This window comes from Haloferax sp. ATCC BAA-644, assembly GCF_000336975.1.
GTDB classification, from domain to species: Archaea; Halobacteriota; Halobacteria; order Halobacteriales; family Haloferacaceae; genus Haloferax; species Haloferax volcanii.
The window spans coordinates 51,081-67,284 of sequence record NZ_AOLF01000037.1 but is presented as its reverse complement, the minus strand read 5'-3'; the positions used below and the strand labels follow the sequence as shown (position 1 = coordinate 67,284).

The following is a 16,204-nucleotide window of genomic DNA, read 5'->3' as shown; positions in this document are numbered from 1 at the left end:
CGTTTACGGGCCGTTCACGACAGAAACGTTTGACTGCAAACTGCACCGTGAGCACCGATACATGTCAACGTTTTAGTTGAAAGCATGCACTGTTGTTCTACTAGCTACTCTCGTATCCTCCTATTCACTTGCAAAAGTGGTGTGTGTCTGTTCAAACGAGTTCACACGAACCACGGTATGCGGTACCGAGGGTCAGTTAGAAGGCGACGATTCCGACCCGAACACGCCGCCCGTCCCCCGACGACGCCGCCGCCACAATTCACATGAATCAGATGAAATCGGGGTTTTAAATAAGGGGACGCTACAACGGACCGACGCTAATGCGCCGGTTCGAGCGAAAACAAAACGTCTTCACCAACAAGGACGCCCTCGGGGAGTCCTACAAGCCCGAGCGCATCGAGGAGCGCGACGACGAGATTTCGGAGTACATGGACGCGCTCCAACCGGTCGTCGACGGCTGGGAGCCGAACAACGTCTTCCTGTACGGAAACACCGGCGTGGGGAAGACCGCGGTCACCGAGTTCCTCCTCGAGATGCTCCTCGAAGACGTCTCGCAGTACGACGACGTGGACCTCAGCGTCATCTCCATCAACTGCAAGACGCTCAACTCCTCGTATCAGGTGGCGGTCGAACTCGTCAACGAGCTTCGGCCGCCGGGCGCGGAGATTAGCTCGACCGGCTACCCCCAACAGACCGTCTTCAAGAAGCTGTTTCAGGAGTTGGATGACGTGGGCGGGACGGTCCTCATCGTCCTCGACGAGGTGGACTCCATCGGCGACCGCGACGAACTCCTCTACGAACTCCCGCGGGCGCGCTCGAACGGCAAGCTCGAAGACGCCAAGGTCGGCCTCATCGGCATCTCGAACGACTTCAAGTTCCACGACCAGCTCGACCCGCGCGTGCAGGATACCCTCTGCGAGCGCGAACTTCACTTCCCGCCGTACCAAGCGCCCGAGCTCCAGAACATCCTCGAATCGCGCGCCGAGGTCGCCATCGCAGAAGACGCCTGCGAGGAGGGCGTGCTCAACCTCTGTGCGGCGCTCGCCGCCCGCGACAGCGGGAGCGCGAGACAGGCGCTCGACCTCCTGCGGCTGGCGGGCGAACACGCCGAGAACAAAGACGACGAGCGAATCACGCTCGACCACGTCGACATCGCCCGGCAGAAACTCGAACAGGAACGCGTCGTCGAGGGGATGCGCGAACTCACCGAAAACGGCCACTTCGCCCTCCTCGCAGTCGTCTCGAAGGCCGCCCACGACGAGACACCGTGTCGGATGCGCGACCTCTATCAGGAGTACCTCCGGCTGTGTAACTCCGCTGGCATCGACCCGCTCGCCCAGCGGTCGGTCCACAACCACCTCTCGGACCTCCGGATGCTCGGCATCCTCTCGGCCGAGGAGAACCGAACCGGTTCGCGCGGGAACTATTACAGCTACGCGCTCGACGTGCCGTTCTCCAGCGCGATGGAGGCGCTGTCCGACGTGCTCGCTCTCGACTCGGTCCTCGACGAGATTCGGAAGACCGCGACGCAGGCCGAGGCCGCCTGACCCCACGACGACGCGGTTCCCTCTAAATCGGCGTTCCGAGGTGGTGTGTCACGGGATGTGATACACCGGGCGTGGTGTCTCGGGGGGTGGTACTCCGGGCGTGGTGTCTCGGGATATGATGTTTCGGGGGGCGGTGTGCTGGACTGTGGCGTTCCGAGACGTGGCGTTCCGAGACGTGGCAGTTCGAGGCGGTGGTAGTTTCTTGGTGCGCCGGACAGATGTGTACGGTATGACGAATCTCCCCCCGCGACTCTCCACGGGAATCTCCGGACTCGACGCGGTGCTAGACGGCGGGCTAGTGCCGAACCGAACGTACATGGTCCGCGGAGAATCGGGGGCGGGAAAGACCATCGCCGGCTACCACTTCTTGACCGCCGGACGCGAAAACGACGAGGACGTGCTGTTCATCTCCTTCGAGGAGTCGAACGCCGACCTCCGGGCGAACGCCGGGACGCTCGGGTTCGACCTCTCCGAGGTGCCGATTCTCGACCTGAGCCCGTCGCCCGAGGCGTTCCTCGACGACGAGGCCTACACGATGCTGTCGCCGGGCGAGGTGGAGGGGAGATCCACGACGACCGAACTGAAAGAGGCAATCGAAGAACACGACCCCGACAGAGTCGTCATCGACCCGCTGAGCCAACTCGGTCGGCTCTCATCGGACGGATACCAGTTCCGACGGCTCGTCTCATCGCTCCTGAGCTATCTCAAGCGGTCGGGTGCGACGACGCTGTTCACGAGCCAGCCGTCGAGCGGCGGCACGGACGAGACGCTCGCGTACCTCTGTGACGGCTCGATATCGCTGTCTCGGTCCGATTGGGGGCGGTCGGTCCGCATCGAGAAGTTCCGCGGGTCGGACTCGCAGACGGGGCCGCACGCAATGCGAATCGACGGCGGTCACGGGATGCGCGTCTTCCCGCGGCTCGTCCCCGACTCGCACCACCGCGAGTTCACTATCGAGCCGCTCTCGTCGGGCATCGACGACCTCGACACCCTGCTCGGCGGCGGCATCGAGCGGGGGAGCATCACGCTCGTCAGCGGACCGAGCGGCGTCGGCAAGTCCACCACCGGAGCCGCGTTCGCGCGGGCGACGGCCGAACGCGGCGAGCGCGCCGCAATCTACCTCTTCGAGGAGAGCAAACGGAGCTTCCGACACCGCTCGGAGTCCGTCGGCATCCCGATTGACGACCTCGTCGAGGCGGGAGACCTCCGGGTCGACGCCGTCGAACCGCTCTCGCTTTCGACCGACGAGTTCGCCCAGCGGGTGCGCGCCGAGGTCGAAGCCAACGACACCAAATTCGTGCTGATAGACGGTACCGCGGGCTACCAACTCAGCCTCACCGACGAGCGGAGCGACATCCGCCGCGAACTCCACGCGCTGGCGCGGTACCTCAAGAACATGGGCGTCACCGTCGTGCTGACCGAGGAGGTACAGCAGGTCACCGGCGCGTTCCACGCCTCGGATAACCACGTAAGCTACCTCGCGGACAACATCCTGTTCATCCGCTACATCGAGGTGCGCGGCGAGATTCGCAAGGCCGTCGGCGTCCTCAAAAAGCGGTTCGGCGGCTTCGAGCCGACGCTCCGGTCGTTCGAAATCGGGAGAGACGGCATCACCGTCGGCGAACCGCTCGACGAGCTACGGGGCATCCTCACGGGGACGCCGACGTGGAACGAGGCCGAGTGACCGTGAGCGAAGACGCGTCCCGGAACGGAGCACGTTCCGCGCGCGGCGCGTCCGACGAGGAACGGATACTCCTCGCGGTTCGCGGCGCTCGGGACCGCGAGCTACTGGCAGGCCTCCTCGACGCGTACGAAGTCGTCGTCTGGGAACGCGGCCACGAGGACGAAGCCCAACTTCCGGAGTTCGATCTCTGTATCGTCGACATGCCGACCTACTCGACGGTTGCCGACGCGCTCGACGAGCGCAAAGCCGACGCCGGCGACCGCTTCGTGCCGGTGCTGTTGACGGTCACGCAAGACGAACAGCGCGTCGCTGCACGGCGACTCGACGACGTGCCGGACGACGTGCTCGCGGTCCCCGCACCGAGCGCAGTCATCAGGTCGCGAGTCGAGTCGCTCCTCCAGACTCGACGGCAGTCGCTCCAACTCGCGCTGTACCGCCGCGCGATGGACAGCGCGACGGTCGGCATCACCATCACCGAAGCCGGCGACGACCAACCGCTCACGTACGTCAACGACGCCTTCGAGGAGATGACCGGCTACGACAGCTCGGAGGTCATCGGCCGGAACTGCCGATTCCTCCAAGGGGACGACACCGACCCTGAGGCGGTCGAGACGCTCCACGAGGCGGTCGACGCTGGCGAGAGCGCCGCCGTCGGCCTCACCAACTACCGGAAGGACGGGACGCCGTTCTGGAACGACCTGAAGATATCGCCGGTCTACGACGACGGGGAGCTCACCCACTTCGTCGGGTTCCAGACCGACGCGACCGTCCGCCACGCGCTCAGGAACCAACTCGTCAACGAGACGCAAACGCTCAAACAGCTCTTCGAGACGAGTCCAGTCGGTATCGTGGTCCTCAACGAAGACGAGATAATCATGCGCGCCAACGAGTCGGCCCAAGAGATTCTCGGTCTGGGCCGGTCAGTCGTGCTCGGACAGCCGTACGACGCCCCCGAGTGGGACCTCGTCGACGAGCGCGGAGAGCCGCTCGACCGCGGTGGGCTCCCCTTCGAACGGGCGAGAGAGACCGGTGAGACCGTCAAGGGCTTCGAACACGGCATCGAAGTCGGCGGCGACCGCCGGTGGCTCGTCGTCAACGTCGCGCCCTTGACCGGGAGCAGCGGGGAGCGCATCGGCGTGATTGCCGTCATCGAGGACGTGACCGAACTGAAGCGACAGCAGCGCGACCGCGAGCGACTGCTCGACCTGTTCGACCAGAGTCAGAAAATCGCCTCGGTCGGCGCGTGGGAGTTCAACACACGGACCGGGGAGGTCCTGTTCACGAGCGGACTCGCGGAACTCGTCGGCGTCGATCCGCGGGAGACCTTCGACCTCGAAGAGGCGTTTTCGTTCTACCATCCCGAGGACGAACCCGAGGCCCGAGCGGCGTTCGAACGTCTCGTCGCGACCGGCGAAGAGCAGTCAGTCGAGTGCCGACTGGAGACGAGAGACAGCGAGACGCGCTGGGTGAACGTCCGCGGCGTCGCGGCGCGGGAGACCGACGCCGCCGTCTACCGCGGGACCGTCCAAGACATCACCGAGCGAAAGGCCCGCTCCGAGGAGTTAGAGCGGTACGAGCGCATCGTCGAGACGACGGCCGACCCGATTTACACGCTCGACGACAATCTCCGGTTCGTCCTCGCGAACAGCGCGACCGCCGACCTGCTGGACTGTGACCCCGGCGAACTCACGGGCGAACACGTCTCGGCGGTGTTCGGCGAGCGACACGCCCAGGCGCTCTTAGAGGCTATCGCGTCGCTTCTCTCGGGGGATAGCGCCGAGGAAACCATCGAGACGGTCGTCGTCGACCGAGGCGGCGCTGAGCGACAGTTCCAGACGACTATCGCGGCGAAGTCGTCGGGCGGCGAGTTCGACGGCATCGTCTGCGTCGGCCGCGACGTGACCGAACTCCGGGAGCGCGAGCGGCGGCTTTCGGTCCTCGACCGCGTCATCAGACACAACCTCCGGAACAAGATGAACATCGCGCAGGCGCACGCGGCGATGCTGCTCGAAGCCACCGACGACGCCGACGTGCGCGAGTCGGCGGCGGCCATCGAGCGGGCGGCGGACGAACTCCTCTCAATCGCCGAGACGGCGCGGAAGTTCAGCTCCGCGCTCGACCCCGACGTGACCGAGCGAGTGCAACCGCAGAACGTTGCCGACCGCGTCCGCAGCGTGGTCGAAGGCGCTCAGTTCAGCTACCCCGGGGCGACCATCACCGTCGACGCGCCGGAGAACGTGCGAGCGTTGGCGCACGCGACGTTCGAACTCGCGGTGAACGAACTCGTCGACAACGCCGTCGCCTACGGCGGTGACGACGTCGAAATCGAACTCTCTGTCGCCGAGGCCGACGGTGCGGAGCAAGTGGCGGTTCGAATCGCGGACAACGGGCCGGGGCTCCCCGCGCTCGAACGCGAATCGCTCATGTCCGGGCGGGAGTCGCCGCTTCGGCACACGAACGGGCTCGGTCTCTGGTTCGTCCGCTGGACGGTGACGAACAGCAACGGCACGATGGAAATCAGAGACAACGAACCGAGCGGGACGATTATCGAGCTTCGCCTGCCGAAAGCCTGAGTCCGGGTCTGCGTTCGGCCGGCTCAGGCGGCGGCGAAAACAGAGGCGACCGAACCGACCGCCGTCGCCCCGAGCATCACGCCGAGTCCGAACCCGAGAATTCGGGCCATCGCCCGGCGAGCGTCCGCTTCCGTCCAGCCCGTCCCGGTGTCGAGGTGCGCCTGCATCGACTCGATACCGCGGCCGAGCGCGACCGCCCCGGACCAGCCGAGGAGCCCGAACCCGAAGGCGAGCGAGCCGAGCGCGAACGTCGTCTCGACGCCCGCCGAGAAGTCACCGACGACCGGCCGAGCGACCAGCCAGACGGCGGCGACGAGCGCGCCCGCGAGGGCCGCCGTGCCGACGAGTCGGAGCCGAGTCGCCGCCCGTTCGAGCACGGGAGGCGACGCCGCGTCCGTCGGGTCCGGTGGCGCGGACACGGTCGGTCAGTCGACCGCTTCGCGCATCCGCGGGTCCAGCGCGTCGCGCATGCCGTCGCCGAGGAGGTTGAACCCCAGCACGGTGAGCGCGAGGAAGAACCCGGGGAAGAACGACCACCACCAGACGCCGGTGAGCAGGCCCTGACTCACGCCGTTCGAGAGCATGAGCCCCCACGAGGGCGTGCCGGCCGCGGCACCGAAGCCGAGGAACGACAGCGCCGCGAGGTCGATGATAGCCAGCCCGAAGTTGAGCGTGCTCTGGACCGTGATGGGCGCGAGGCAGTTCGGCAGGACGTGTCGAACCAGCACGCGCGGGTCGGCCGCGCCGAGCGCGACCGTCGCGTCGATGTACTCGTTTTCGAGCACGGTCAGCGCGGCACCGCGGACGACGCGGGCGAACCGCGGCGTGTAGACGAGCGTCAGCGCGGCGACCGCCCGCCACAGTCCGAGGTCGTCGGGGAAGATGGCGACGAGCGCCAGCGCCAACAGCAGCGACGGGAACGCGAGCAGCACGTCCATCGTCCGCATGATGACGTTGTCGGTCACGTCGCCGTAGTAGGCCGCGACGATGCCGAGCCCGACGCCGAGGACGGTCGAGGCGGCGACCGTGACGGTGCCGAACAGCATCGCGTACCACGCGCCGTACGCCACCCGCGGCAGGAGGCTCCGCGCCTGTCCGTCGGTGCCGAACGGGTAGTCGAGACTCGGCGGGGCGCGGTTCGGGTTCGTCCCGAGCTGCGACTGCGTGATGACTTCGAGGTCCAAGAACAGCCGCGCGTACAGCGCGATGACCACCATCGCGACGATGATGGCGATACCGGCGAGTGCGAGGCGGTTCGACAGCAGTCGGGAGACGAACGGCGACGCCGTGAGGCGGTCGACGAGCCCGCGCTGGTCGACGTCGGTCGCCGTCTCGTTCGTGGTCGTGGTTTCCGTGCTCATTGTTCGATCCGCGGGTCAAGGATGGAGTAGGTGATGTCGACGCCGAGGTTGACCAGCGTGAACAGGAACGCGAAGGTCAGGACCGTCCCCTGCACGATGGGGTAGTCACCGACCTTGATGGCCTCGACCAGGAGCGTCCCGATGCCGCCGATAGCGAACACCGTCTCCGTGAGTACTGCGCCGCCGAGCAGGCCACCGAACTGGATGCCGATGACCGTGATGACGGGAATCATCGCGTTGCGGAAGCCGTGCTTCAGGACCGTAATCTTCGCGCCTTGGCCCTTCGCGCGGGCGGTCCGCATGTAGTCCTGCCGGATGACCTCCAGCATCGACGAGCGCATCATCCGGGAGATGAGCGCCATCGAGTAGACGCCGATGACCGACGCCGGGAGAATCATGTGGCGGACCGCGGAGATGAACATGTCCCAGTTGCCCGCGAGGAACGTGTCTACCGTGACGAGGCCCGTCACCCGGATGGCCTCGACGTTGTACAGCACCGAGATGCGACCGCTCGTCGGGAGCCACCCGAGCACCTGCGCGAACAGCAAGATGAGAAGCGGGCCGCTCCAGAAAATCGGCACGCTGATACCGGCGAGCGCACCGATGCGAGTCAGGTGGTCCGTGATGCTGTCCTGCTTGACGGCGCTCAGGATGCCGAGCGGGATGCCCAGCGAGATGCCGATGAGCTGCCCGTAGAGAGCGAGTTCGAGCGTGACCGGCAGCTTGTTGCCGAGCACTTCGCGGACCGGGGTGTTCCGCTGGATGATGAAGGACTCGCCGAACTGGAACTGCGCGGCGTCGGCGAGGAAGCGCCCGTACTGCACCCAGATGGGGTCGTTCAGGCCGAGGCTCTCTTCGACCTGCCGGACGAACTCCTCGCTGGCGCGTTCGCCCGCGATGGTGAGCGCCGGGTCGCCCGGCGAGAGATGCAGGATGGAGAAGACGAGCGACGCCACTCCCACCAACACCGGGACGAGCAACAGCAGCCGCTTGAGTACGAATCGTGTGGAAATCATGAAAGTCGAGGGCGCGGTCAGTTCCTCAGTTCAGGCTGACCAGATTGAGGTACGGACCGCTGATGGCGGCGACCTGGAACCCGCTGACGCGGCTGGAGACGCCGCGAAGCTCGTCCGCGTAGTCGAGGTAGACCCACGGGGCCTCGTCGTGTGCGATCTGGTTCGCCTCGTTGTACAGCGACTCGCGCTCGGCCTCGTCGTAGGTGCTCTGACCCTGTTCGACGAGGTCCATGTACTCGCGGTTCGCCCACGCCGAGCGGTTACTGGTGTTGTAGCCTTCGGCGTCGAAGCTGACCCAGTCCTGTCCCTCCGTGAGTTCGCCCTCCTCTACCTGCGGGTGCAGGAGGACGTACATGAAGTTGTCCGGGTCGGCGTTGTCGGTGTACCAGCCGAGGAAACACGCGTCGTGGCGGCCCTGAGCGGTGTATTCGAGGAACGGCCCGAACGACTGCTGGTTGATGTCGACTTCGATGCCGATTTCGCCGAGGTTGGACGCGACGGTCTCGGCGGTCTGAATCGGCGACGGGTTGTAGCCGCGGGGGTTCTGGAACGTCGCCAGTTCGAACGAGAAGCCGTCGCCGTAGCCGGCCTCTTCGAGGAGGCGCTGGGCCTCCTCGGGGTCGTACGGGTACGGGTCGATGTCGTCGTTGTGGCCGAGGACGTTCGGCGGGAGCGGCTGGCTCGCCTGCGTCGCGAAGCCCGAGTAGATCTCGTTGACGATGGCTTCGGTGTTGATGGCGTGGCTGACGGCCTGCCGGACGCGGCGGTCGCGGAACTCCTCGCGGCTCGCCATGTTGAACGCCATGTAACCGATGTTGATGCCCTCGGTGCGGACGAGGTTCGCGTTGCTGGCGTTTTCGACCTGGACGGACGACTGCGCACCGAGCCCGTCGATGATGTCGAGTTCGCCCGACGCGAGCGACTGCGCGCGCGTCGAGTTCTGGCCGATGGTGACGAAGACGACCTCGTCCACGTTCGGCCCGTCGCCCCAGTACTCGGAGTTGGCTTCGAGGCGGATGATCTCGTTCGCGTCGTCGAGGTTACTCAGCTGGAACGGCCCCGTCCCGACGGGGTTCGAACTGAGTTCCGTCCCGTACTCCTCGATGGCGGCGAGGGAGTGCACCGACGCCGCGAACATCGCCAGATTACGCAGGAACGGCGCGTACGACTGGGTCAGTTGAATCGTCATCGAGTAGTCGCCGTCGACCTGAATCTCGTCGATCCACGAGCCGAGGGTGAACGGCCCGTAGGCGGAGACGTAGTCGTCGCCGGCGTAGTACTCGTAGTCGCTGTCGACGAAGCGGCGATAGGTCGCCACGAAGTCCTCGGCCGTGAACTCCTCGCCGTTGTGGAACATCACGCCCTCGCGGAGCGTGATGGAGGCCGTCTCGCCCTCCAGGGAGTACTCGGTGGCGAGGCCCTGGGTCAGCGTGGACTGGCCCGGCTCGAAGTTGATGAGCGTGTCGTAGAGCTGTTCGGTCACCTTGGCGACCTCGCCGCTCGTGCTGTTCTGGAAGTCGAGCGTCGGAGAGTGACTGCCGCGACCGTAGCGCAGGACCGAGTTCGAACCGTCGTCTTCGGTCTGTTCGGTCTGTTCGGTCTGGTCCGTCTCTCCCTCGGTGGTCCCCTCACCGGATTCGGTGGTGGTTTCCTCGCCGCCGCCGGAACAACCCGCCAGCGCGGCCGTCGCCGCAGCGGTTCCCGCGGCCGTCAGGAACCGACGCCGCGAGACGTTATTGCCATCTTGTGACATACGTGTACCTATTGATGTGCCCCTATAAAAATAACGAAGAATCGTCCACGGGAACGAATGACACCGCCGACCTATTCCGGTAAAAATACGAGCCAATCAAAAAACGTCTGACAGCTGACGAGACCCCGTATCGGGGCCTGCTCGTCGTCTATTCGTCGACGAGGTGACACGCCGCGGGGTGCGTCTGTTCACCCAGTTCGGGCGCGTCGCGCTCGCAGACGCTCTCGAATCGCTCGCGGAGGATTTCGCCCGCTTCGTCCCAGTCGTCGGCGACGACGCGTTCGAGCGCGCGGTCGACGACGCCGCGGAGTTCCGGCGACAGCGAGTTCGACAAGTGCGACTCGCGGAGTTCGTCCACGACGGCGTCGGCGTCGGCGGTGCCGCCGTCGGCGCTCACCGCTGCTTCGGCGCTCGGGTCGCCCGCATCGAGTGCGGCGTCGCGGGCGGTCTCGACGTCCAGCGCCTCGCGCTCGACGCGCTGGCGGAGGTCCATCACCTCGCGGTAGGCCGCCTGCTCGATATCGAGGTCGGCCGGCGGGATGACCTGCGGACACCGCGTCCGGAAGTGACAGCCCGACGGTGGATTGATGGGACTCGGCACGTCGCCTTCGAGGATGATGCGGTCGTCGGTCTCGGCGGCCGGGTCGGGCTCCGGAATCGCCGACAGCAACGCCTGCGTGTAGGGGTGTCTCGGGTCGTCGAACAGCTCGTCGGTCGCCGCGACCTCGACGATTTCACCGAGGTACATCACGGCGACGCGGTCGGAGATGTGCCGGACGACGGAGAGGTCGTGCGCGATGAACAGATACGTCAGCCCGAAGCGCTCTTGGAGGTCTTCGAGGAGGTTGAGAATCTGCGCCTGCACGGACACGTCGAGCGCGGAGACGGGTTCGTCGGCGACGATGAAGTCCGGGTCGACCGCGAGCGCGCGGGCGATGCCGACGCGCTGGCGCTGGCCNGTCGAGCGCGGAGACGGGTTCGTCGGCGACGATGAAGTCCGGGTCGACCGCGAGCGCGCGGGCGATGCCGACGCGCTGGCGCTGGCCGCCGGAGAGTTCGTGCGGGTAGCGGTCGTACTGGCCGGTTTCGAGGCCGACCGCGTCGAGGAGTTGGTGGACCCGACGACGCCGGCGCTCGCTGGTGGAGTCGCCCGGCGTGACGCGGACGGTGACGCCCGAGACGACATCACCCTCGCGCTCGACTTCGACCTCGGTCCGGAGGCGCTCTTCGACGGCGACGTCGACCTCGCCGTCCGCGACGGTGACGGTCACGGCGGCGGTGGCGACGCCGTTCGAGGAGCCGACGATGGCGTCGATTTCGTCGCTCGCGGTGACCGAGACGCGCTCGGCGTCGATGCCCGTCACGGTCACGTCGGCCTCGCCGCGCACCTTCGGGTCCGACTCGGGGAGGTCGTGGACGTCGAGCGGCTCGCGGATGGTCTGGCCGACCGTCATCCGGGGGTCGAGCGACGACATCGGGTCCTGGAAAATCATCTGCATGTCGCGGCGCATCGCGCGGAGTTCGTCGCTGTCGAGCCCCGAGAGGTCCGTCCCCGAGAAGACGACGCGCCCGCCGGTCGGCGGCGTCAGATGCAGGAGGCTCCGCCCGGCGGTTGACTTCCCGCAGCCGGACTCTCCGACCAACCCGAGCGTCTCGCCCTCGTACACCGTGAAGTCGATGCCGTCGACCGCCTTCACGCTCCGGTCGTCCGCCCCGAGGAATCGGTCGAGGATGCCGTCGGCCTGTTCGTAGTACTTCTGCATGCCGTCGACTTCGAGCAGCGGCGTGTCGGAGGGCTCGGTGCCCGTCGAGGCCTCGATGGCGTCACCGCCGTACTCGCTGGTGTCGAAGTCGTCGAGGACGCATTTCGAGCGGTGGTCGACCCCGTCGTCGCCGTGTTGCTTGTAGGGTATCTCACCGGAGGTGCACTCCGGCTGGGCCCACGGACATCGGGGGGCGAAGTGACACCCTTCGGGCATATCGATGAGGTCCGGCACGTTGCCCTCGATGGGCGTCAGGCGCTCTTTGTCCTCGCTCGGGAGCGATTCGAGAAGCGTGTACGTGTAGGGGTGCGAGGGGTTGTGGAAGATTTCCTCGACCGGCCCCTCCTCGACGATTTCGCCGGCGTACATGACCGCGACCCGGTCGCACGTCTCCGCGACGACGCCGAGGTCGTGGGTAATCATGAGCACCGACATGCCGAGGTCCTCCTGCAGGTCGTCGATGAGGTCGAGAATCTGCGCCTGAATGGTCACGTCGAGCGCGGTGGTCGGCTCGTCGGCGACGAGCACGCGCGGCTGGCAGGCGAGCGCGATGGCGATGAGGACGCGCTGGCGCATCCCGCCGGAGAACTCGTGGGGGAACTCGTCGACCCGCGCACCGGGTTCGGGGATACCGACCGATTCGAGCACCTCGATGGTCCGCTCGACGATTTCGTCGTCGATGTCGCGGCTGATTCGGGGGAGCAGTTCGCGGACCGCGTTGAACCACGAGTCCTTGCGACGCCCGCCGTACTGGTGGAGTCGCAGGCTCTCTGCGACCTGCTCGCCCACCGTCAGCGAGGGGTTCAGCGAGGTCATCGGGTCCTGGAAAATCATGCCGAGCTCGCGCCCGCGAACGGCCCGAAGCGCCTCCTCGGGGGCGTCGACGAGATTGACCACGTCGCCGTCGACGAAAGCGGGGTTGTTGTACTCCTCACGGAACTCCTCGGCGAGCCGTGCGCTTTCGAGTTCGACCGACCCCGAGACGATTTCGCCGGGGTCGTCGACGAGGCCCATCGCCGAAAGTGCCGTCACGCTCTTTCCGGACCCGGACTCACCGACCAGTCCGACCGTCTCGCCCTCACCGACCGTGAGGTCGAGGCCGTCGACGGCCTTGACCTGACCGCGGCCGGTCGAGAACTGAGTTCGGAGGTCCGAAAGAGAGAGTAGATTCCTCATTGAATGAGAATGACCTGCATGGGGTGAAATACCTTTTCAATTTTTGCCAGTTGATGCACGGCTGTTGACAACACTCACCATCCAGCAATCGCCAGCATGACGCGCGAACGCGAGCGGCAGCGGCGAGAGAAGCCAAAGTTTAGGTAGCGGACTCCGACACCATGCCGCATGGAAGAACATCCGCTCTCGGACGAGTCGGGCACGTGGGAGACGGTGGTCGCAGAGTGCGAGTCGCTCGCCGACGACTATCGGGAGCGAGACTGGACCGTCGTCGTCGCCCTCCCGGGGGACGTGGTTCCGGTCCCCGCCGCGGGCGACGAAGTGGTCGAACACGTCGGGCTCGACGTGGTCGTCGGCGACGACGTGTACCCCGACCTGGAAGCCGCCGTCGAGGGCGCGACGTTCGACGAGTACGAGGCGTTCCGCGCGGTCTCCGGCGGCCTCGTCTACCTCGCGCTCGTCGTCCGCGCCACCGACGACGAAGTCGCCGTCTGTCTCCCCCTGTACTACCGGCTCGCGGAGTCTGAACGCATGTTCTCGCTCCTCGACGCCGGCGAGACGATGCACACGAAGGTCCACCCGCTCGACCCCGACAAGGGCGTCGAGTTCGTCCACGAGGACCCCGACCCGCTGCTCCCGCCGGACTGGGACGCCGACCTCTCGGACGAGTTCGCGTAGTCGTCGGCTCGCTGAACCGCGTTCCGAACGCGGTTAGCCGCCCCCGCATAGACACCGCTTATACTGGAGGTCCGGTTTCTTTCGGATAGCGACGCGAGGCGCGATCCGATGGAACTCGCAGAGGTGGACTCGGCTGTCCTGTTCGGGTTGATTACGATGGTGACGTGGGGGATTTGGATCGTCGTGGGCAACGCCGCCTCCGAGTCCATGGACCCGCGGACCGCCGCCGCCATCTCGTATCTCGTCGCGGCGCTGCTCGCGTTCGGCTTCATCGTCGTGTCGGACGCGTCGCTCGTCGTCACCGCGAGAGGAGGACTGCTCGCCGGGGTGGCCGGGCTGTGTACCGGCGTCGGCCTCATCTCGATGTACATCGGCTTCACTCACGGGTCGACGACCGTCGTCTCGACCCTCGGAGCCATGTACTTCGTCGTCGCGGCCGTCATCGGCGTCGTGGTTCTCGGAGAGAACCCCACCGTAACGAAACTCACGGGCATCGCGTTCGCCGTTCTCGGTATCGTCTTGGTCACCCGTTGAGTCGCGCCTCGGCCCGTGGTTCTGCGGTCCCGCGTCTATTCCTCGCGCCCGTCGTCGGTCTCCTCGTCGTCAATCCCCCCGTCGCCCGCCGCCTCGCTCACCGAAATCTCCGTCTCGCGGTCCCGCCCCGATTCCCGCTGTAACTCCTCGGCCCGGAGTTCGGCCCGGGTGTAGGCGTCGTACACCGCGTAGAGCCACACCGCGGGCGCGAGGAGGAAGCCGATGAGGACCATCACCGAGGCGGTGGCGACGATGAAGCCGACCGCGAAGACGAGGCCGCGTTCGAGTTCGCGGTTGTACAGCTGTCCGAGGCCGGGGAAAACCGCAGACAACACCGCCGCGACGAAGGGATTGCCGCCCTCGAACAGGTCGTCGAGCGCCGAGTCGACCGACGACTTCGGCGGATCGCGCTGCCGGACCCCGCACTCGGGGCAGATTTCGGCGCGCGCGTCGATGACCGCGCCGCAGTCGCGGCAGAACGCCTCGTCCGGGCCGCGTTCGCGAGTCGGGTCGTCCGTGGAGGGCGGTGTCATACCGGCTATCTGTCGGCCGCGAACGTCAGTCCTGCGGCGGTCAAGCGTCGGGGCGACTCGCGACCGCAGCCGAGGGGGGAGTCCCCTCGGGGACCCCGCTCACAGGCAGAACAGAAACGGCTTCATCAGCGCGACGCGGTCGCCGTCTTCGAGTCGCGTGTCGAAGCCGTCGAGGTTCTCGTTGAACACGCCGTTGACGAGCACGCGGGCGTAGGGTTGCGTCTGCTCGCCTTCGGGGTTCTTCCGCCACGTCCCCGGCGGCCGGTCCACCCGCGCCCACCCCCGCGTCGTCGCGTCCGCCTCGCGCTCGGCGATGACGAGGTCGCGCACGTCGTACGCCGCGAAGAACGCCTCAAGGAACGCCCGGAGCGTCTCGCCCTCGAAGGTGAACTCCGTCCGGTGGGTGCCCGCGGCCGACCTGACGTGGCCGGTCAGTTTGACCTCGACGGTCGTCTCCACTCGCTCGGCTGTCGCCGCCGTCTCCGCCCGCTCGGCTGTCGGTATCTTCATGCGTCCTCATACGCGCCGGGAGAGAATGAGCGAGCCCCCGAACACGTTCGACCGCGAAACGAACACCCGGGGAGAACTGTTGCCTGCCGCACATCTAATTCGTCGGCGGGACGATTCAAAGGCGCAATGCGAATCGTTCCAACTCGCCTGTACGGTGCGGTCGTGCATAGCTCAGTGTTCCTCGGTGCGTCCACCATCGCCGAGGTGTTCGTCGCGTCCGCGCTCGCCGGTATCGGGCCGAACGTCGCCCTCGCCGTCGGCTTTCTCATCACCGTCGGTATCTACAACTTCGACAAACTAGCGGACCTCGACGCCGACGAAGAGAACTACGCGGAGCGGACCGCGTTCGTCGCCGCCCACCCGCGGCTGTACGCCGGCTTCTCGGCGCTCGCAGTCGTCGGCGCGCTCTGGCTCGCCGTCCGGCACGGCGGCGTCTACGGGCTCGGGCTGACGCTGTTTCCGGGCGTCGTCGCGGTGTTTTACAGCGCCCCGGTCGTCCCGCTTCCGTCCGTCGACCGGCTCAAGGATATCTTCCTCGTCAACACGGCGTCGGTGTCGCTCGCGTGGGCGGTCCTCCTCGGCTTCGCCCCGCTCGCGGTCGCCGCGACCGCGCCCGAGTACGCCGCGGGCGCGGCCGTCGCGGCGGTCTGGTTCTTCCTCCGCTCGGCCATCTCGGTCGAGGTCCACAACGTCCGAGACGTGGCGGGCGACGCGCAAAACGGCGTCGAGACCCTGCCGACGGTCATCGGCGTCCGCCGGACGCAACTGACCCTCTACGCGCTGGAACTGGTCTCGGTCGGGCTCGTGTGGGCCGCGGCGCGGGTCGGTGTGGTCCCCGCGTGGGCCCCGTTCGCGCTCTTGCCCGCCGTCGCCTACTCGACGTGGATTACGTACGCGCTCACCGAAACGGACCGGTCGGTCGAGCGGCTCTGTACGCTCCGCGACGCGGAGGGTGTGCTGATGGCCGTCGGCGTCGCGGTCGTCGCCGCGGCCGTCGGAACCGGCGGTACGCTCGCGTAACGCGTCGGTCGGAGACGGGACGCTCGAAACCGGCGCGGAGTCGGACCCGGACCGGG

General features: G+C 66.7%; 12 protein-coding genes and 1 pseudogene. 6 read left to right on the top strand and 7 right to left on the bottom strand.

Annotated elements, in window-relative coordinates; genetic code table 11:
- The first annotated feature begins 320 nt into the window (after positions 1-320).
- The 3 genes from C458_RS16450 (at position 321) to C458_RS16440 (ending at position 5,804) form a co-directional block, all read left to right on the top strand.
- Positions 321-1,547: an orc1/cdc6 family replication initiation protein gene (locus C458_RS16450; protein WP_004065096.1), complete on the top strand. Its 1,227-nt coding sequence runs from the start codon at positions 321-323 to the stop codon at positions 1,545-1,547.
- A 229-nt stretch (positions 1,548-1,776) separates the two neighbouring features.
- Entirely contained in the window at positions 1,777-3,231 is a 1,455-nt protein-coding gene (locus C458_RS16445) for an ATPase domain-containing protein (RefSeq protein WP_081603271.1), read from the top strand.
- Positions 3,228-5,804 (top strand): PAS domain S-box protein, encoded by a 2,577-nt coding sequence (locus C458_RS16440; RefSeq protein WP_008577397.1) that lies wholly within the window; start codon positions 3,228-3,230, stop codon positions 5,802-5,804. The genes C458_RS16445 and C458_RS16440 overlap by 4 nt, the downstream gene beginning before the upstream one ends.
- 23 nt (positions 5,805-5,827) lie before the next feature.
- On the opposite strand, the gene C458_RS16435 is transcribed toward C458_RS16440, so the two are convergent.
- The 5 genes and pseudogenes from C458_RS16435 to C458_RS18850 form a co-directional block, all read right to left on the bottom strand.
- On the bottom strand, positions 5,828-6,223 hold the full coding sequence (locus C458_RS16435) for a hypothetical protein (protein WP_049897063.1): 396 nt from the start codon (positions 6,221-6,223) through the stop codon (positions 5,828-5,830).
- Between the two features lie 6 nt (positions 6,224-6,229).
- A complete protein-coding gene (locus C458_RS16430) occupies positions 6,230-7,165 on the bottom strand; it encodes an ABC transporter permease (RefSeq protein WP_004065104.1) in 936 nt (311 codons plus the stop codon).
- Positions 7,162-8,181, bottom strand: a complete 1,020-nt coding sequence (locus C458_RS16425; protein WP_008577393.1) for an ABC transporter permease — start codon at positions 8,179-8,181, stop codon at positions 7,162-7,164. The genes C458_RS16430 and C458_RS16425 overlap by 4 nt, the downstream gene beginning before the upstream one ends.
- Positions 8,182-8,206: 25 nt before the next feature.
- Positions 8,207-9,934, bottom strand: a complete 1,728-nt coding sequence (locus C458_RS16420) for an ABC transporter substrate-binding protein (protein ID WP_008577391.1) — start codon at positions 9,932-9,934, stop codon at positions 8,207-8,209.
- Positions 9,935-10,082: 148 nt separating this feature from the next.
- Positions 10,083-12,873: pseudogene (locus tag C458_RS18850) on the bottom strand (dipeptide ABC transporter ATP-binding protein).
- Positions 12,874-13,041: 168 nt separating this feature from the next.
- Here C458_RS18850 and C458_RS16410 point away from each other — a divergent pair.
- Both C458_RS16410 and C458_RS16405 read left to right on the top strand, forming a co-directional pair.
- Positions 13,042-13,551: a hypothetical protein gene (locus tag C458_RS16410; RefSeq protein ID WP_008577387.1), complete on the top strand. Its 510-nt coding sequence runs from the start codon at positions 13,042-13,044 to the stop codon at positions 13,549-13,551.
- 108 nt (positions 13,552-13,659) lie between these two features.
- Entirely contained in the window at positions 13,660-14,085 is a 426-nt protein-coding gene (locus C458_RS16405; RefSeq protein ID WP_008577385.1) for an EamA family transporter, read from the top strand.
- A 35-nt stretch (positions 14,086-14,120) separates the two neighbouring features.
- On the opposite strand, the gene C458_RS16400 is transcribed toward C458_RS16405, so the two are convergent.
- Both C458_RS16400 and C458_RS16395 read right to left on the bottom strand, forming a co-directional pair.
- Positions 14,121-14,618, bottom strand: coding sequence for a maltose ABC transporter permease (locus C458_RS16400; RefSeq protein ID WP_008577383.1), 498 nt, complete (start codon positions 14,616-14,618; stop codon positions 14,121-14,123).
- 99 nt (positions 14,619-14,717) lie between these two features.
- Complete coding sequence (locus tag C458_RS16395; RefSeq protein WP_008577381.1) at positions 14,718-15,128, bottom strand: MoaD/ThiS family protein; 411 nt, start codon at positions 15,126-15,128, stop codon at positions 14,718-14,720.
- Positions 15,129-15,254: 126 nt separating this feature from the next.
- On the opposite strand from C458_RS16395, the gene C458_RS16390 reads away from it, so the two are divergent.
- On the top strand, positions 15,255-16,148 hold the full coding sequence (locus tag C458_RS16390; RefSeq protein ID WP_081603272.1) for a UbiA family prenyltransferase: 894 nt from the start codon (positions 15,255-15,257) through the stop codon (positions 16,146-16,148).
- The last annotated feature ends 56 nt before the right edge of the window (positions 16,149-16,204 follow it).